Origin of the sequence: Clostridium muellerianum (genome assembly GCF_012926525.1) — a bacterium.
In the GTDB taxonomy this organism is placed as follows: domain Bacteria; phylum Bacillota; class Clostridia; order Clostridiales; family Clostridiaceae; genus Clostridium_AM; species Clostridium_AM muellerianum.
In genome coordinates, this window is sequence record NZ_JABBNI010000059.1 from 1 (window position 1) to 1,095 (window position 1,095).

At 44.3% G+C, this 1,095-nt stretch carries 2 tRNA genes and 2 rRNA genes; all 4 read left to right on the plus strand.

The window, feature by feature from the left end:
* Positions 1–114, plus strand: a 16S ribosomal RNA gene (locus tag HBE96_RS20825); the annotation flags it as partial.
* Between the two features lie 91 nt (positions 115–205).
* Positions 206–281 (plus strand) — tRNA-Ala (locus HBE96_RS20830).
* 3 nt (positions 282–284) lie between these two features.
* Positions 285–361: transfer RNA gene (locus HBE96_RS20835), tRNA-Ile, on the plus strand.
* A 215-nt stretch (positions 362–576) separates the two neighbouring features.
* Positions 577–1,095, plus strand: a 23S ribosomal RNA gene (locus HBE96_RS20840); the annotation flags it as partial.

Consider the following 1,095-nt stretch of genomic DNA (forward strand, 5'->3'; position numbering starts at 1 on the left):
CCCGAAGTCCGTGAGGTAACCGTAAGGAGCCAGCGGCCGAAGGTGGGGTTAGTAATTGGGGTGAAGTCGTAACAAGGTAGCCGTAGGAGAACCTGCGGCTGGATCACCTCCTTTCTAAGGAGTCGACAAAGTAGGTAATTCTATTTTGAAGGTTTTATTTAATAGCTCTGTTTAATTTTGAGAGACTTAATGTTTCTTAATATATGGGGGTATAGCTCAGTTGGGAGAGCATCTGCCTTGCACGCAGAGGGCCAAGAGTTCGAGTCTCTTTATCTCCACCATGAGGGCTTATAGCTCAGCTGGTTAGAGCGCACGCCTGATAAGCGTGAGGTCGATGGTTCGAGTCCATTTAAGCCCACCAATTGTCCTTTGAAAATTGCACAGTGAATATAATATAACTTTTAAATTAAAAGTAAAGCTGAAGGTATACAAATACCTTTGTAGAATAAGTTATAAATTAATAGTAACGAGCAGTACAAGGAAGTGACTGAGCGAGAAATGGAGTTTACATAAGGTAAATGAGTATCGTAGCGAAGGAAGCTGACGCAGTAATGCGAAATTAATATTAATTTAGAAGGTCAAGCTACAAAGGGCGCATGGTGAATGCCTTGGCACCAGTAGCCGATGAAGGACGCGATAAGCTGCGATAAGCTTTGGGTAGGCGCAAATAGCCTGTGATCCAGAGATTTCCGAATGGGGAAACCCACAATACTAACGTATTGTACTGTAAACTGAATACATAGGTTTATGGAGGTAGACCCGGGGAACTGAAACATCTAAGTACCCGGAGGAAGAGAAAGAAAAATCGATTTTCTAAGTAGCGGCGAGCGAAAGGGAAAGAGCCCAAACCAGGAACTTGTTCCTGGGGTTGCGGATAGGTCATAACTAAAAGCAGGAATTAATTGAAGAGAGCTGGAAGGCTCCGCCATAGAAGGTAATAGCCCTGTAAGTGAAAATGGAAGCTTTTAAGATCTACTCCAGAGTACCACGAGACACGTGAAACCTTGTGGGAAGCTGGGAGGACCACCTCCCAAGGCTAAATACTAACTGGTGACCGATAGTGAAGCAGTACCGTGAGGGAAAGGTGAAAAGAAC